The organism is Streptomyces sp. M-16 (assembly GCF_052114405.1).
GTDB lineage: Bacteria > Actinomycetota > Actinomycetes > Streptomycetales > Streptomycetaceae > Streptomyces.
This window is the reverse complement of sequence record NZ_JBFRER010000278.1, coordinates 1-2,058: the sequence shown is the minus strand read 5'-3', so window position 1 is coordinate 2,058 and position 2,058 is coordinate 1. Positions and strand designations below refer to the sequence as shown.

2 protein-coding genes are annotated in these 2,058 nt (G+C 77.6%); both read left to right on the top strand.

What is annotated here, in order from left to right:
• Positions 1–935: ATP-binding cassette domain-containing protein (locus tag AB4039_RS42055; protein ID WP_442273284.1), on the top strand; the 935-nt coding region annotated here is incomplete at its 5' end.
• A gap of 77 nt (positions 936–1,012) precedes the next feature.
• Positions 1,013–1,873, top strand: coding sequence for an ECF transporter S component (locus tag AB4039_RS42050; RefSeq protein WP_442273285.1), 861 nt, complete (start codon positions 1,013–1,015; stop codon positions 1,871–1,873).
• Positions 1,874–2,058 lie beyond the last annotated feature (185 nt).

The window sequence follows — 2,058 nt, the reverse complement described above, 5'->3', positions numbered from 1 at the left end:
CCGGGGAGCCGGCGGCGCCCGGGGCGCACGTCCCGGCCCAGGGTGGCGGGCCGGACCGCGCCGCTCCGGCACCGGCGGCGGGAGCCCGGCGCTCCGGCACCGGTCTGTTCGCACGGCTGCGCGGGCGCCGCCCCGCCCCCGTGACCGGCGCGTCCGACCCGTCGGCCTCCGCTGCGGCCGCCGTCGTACGGGACCTCTCCGTGCGCCGCGGCGCACGCGCCGAGGTGCTCCGGGACGTCACCTTCTCGGTCGCCCCCGGCGAGACCGTCGCCCTGATGGGCCGCAACGGCGCCGGCAAGTCCACCCTCCTCGCGGCCCTGATCGGCACCCTGGCCCCCGCGGCCGGCGAGGTGAGCGTCGCCGGCCGTGCGCCCCACCGCACCCCGCCTCGGGAGGTGGTGCGCCGGGTGGGCCTGGTCCCCCAGGAGCCGCGCGACCTCCTCTACGCCGACACCGTCTCCGCCGAGTGCGCCGCGGCCGACGCCGATGCCGGCGCCGCCCCCGGCACCTGCCGTGACCTGGTCGCGGCCCTGCTGCCCGGCGTACCGGACGACACCCACCCCCGGGACCTGTCCGAGGGCCAGCGGCTGACCCTGGCCCTGGCCCTGGTCCTGACCGGCCGGCCGGCCCTGCTCCTCCTCGACGAACCCACCCGCGGGCTGGACTACGCCGCCAAGGCGCGGCTGGTCGGGCTGCTGCGCGGGCTCGCGGCGGACGGGCACGCCATCGTGCTGGCCACGCACGACGTGGAGCTGGCGGCCGAGCTGGCCCACCGGGTGGTGATCCTGGCGGGCGGCGAGGTCGTCGCGGACGGCCCGACGGCCGAGGTCGTCGTCTCCTCCCCCGCCTTCGCCCCCCAGGTGGCCAAGATCCTGGCCCCGGGGCACTGGCTCACGGTGTCCCAGGTGGCCGCGGCCCTCGAAGGGACCCCGTGAACCGCCCCGCCCCCGGGCTGCCGGACACCGGCCGCTCCGGCCCCGGCCTCCCGGACACCGCCCGCCCCGCCCGCCCCCTGCGCCACGGCCGCCCCGTCCGCGTCGGTCCGCGTGCCGCCGCGGCCCTGGTCCTCGTCACCCTGATCGGCATCGCCGCCTTCGGCTGGCCGCTGCTGGCCGACCGCCAGTCGGGCCTGGCCCACTCCCAGGACGCCCCGTGGCTGTTCGCGGCGCTGCTGCCCCTGCTGGTGGCGGTGGTCGTGGCGACCATCGCGGACCAGGGGATGGACGCCAAGGCGGTGGCGATGCTGGGCGTGCTCGCCGCCGTGGGGGCGGCCCTGAGGCCGCTCGGCGCGGGCACGGCCGGCCTGGAGCCGATGTTCTTCCTGATGGTGCTCAGCGGCCGGGTCCTCGGGCCGGGATTCGGCTTCGTCCTGGGCTCCGTCACCATGTTCGCGTCGGCCCTGCTCACCGGCGGGGTCGGGCCGTGGATGCCGTTCCAGATGCTGGCCCTGGGCTGGTTCTCGCTGGGCGCCGGGCTGCTGCCGGGCCCGGAGCGGATCCGGGGGCGGGCCGAGCTGGCGATGCTGGCGGCGTACGGGTTCCTGGGCTCGTTCGCGTACGGCACGGTGATGAACCTCCAGGGCTGGGTGCTCCTGCAGGGCATGGGCCAGGGGGTCTCCTTCCACCCCGGCGACCCGGTGGCGCAGAACCTGGCGCGTTTCGTCGCGTACTGCCTGGCGACCTCGCTGGGCTGGGACCTGGGGCGGGCGGCGCTGACCGTCGTCCTGACCCTCGCCCTCGGGGCCACCCTGCTGAAGGCGCTGCGGCGGGCCACGCGGAAGGCCGCCTTCGACGCCCCCGTCTCCTTCGGGCGGGAGGGGGCTTCCGCCCCGGATCCCGTCCCCGAGGGGGACACGGCCGGTCACGATCGGTGAGATCCGGGGGGTCCGGCGGTGAGCCGTCCCATAGGACCCAGGTCACATACGAAGCGGCGTCGTAGTACCCGGACGGCCCGTGCGCACCCTCCGGGACCGGCTCCCGGGCGGTGTGACGGAGGGGGCCGGTGGGTCCCCTGCTGCGAGGGTCGGTAGTAGGTGGGGTCTTTGCCAGGGGGTCGGGG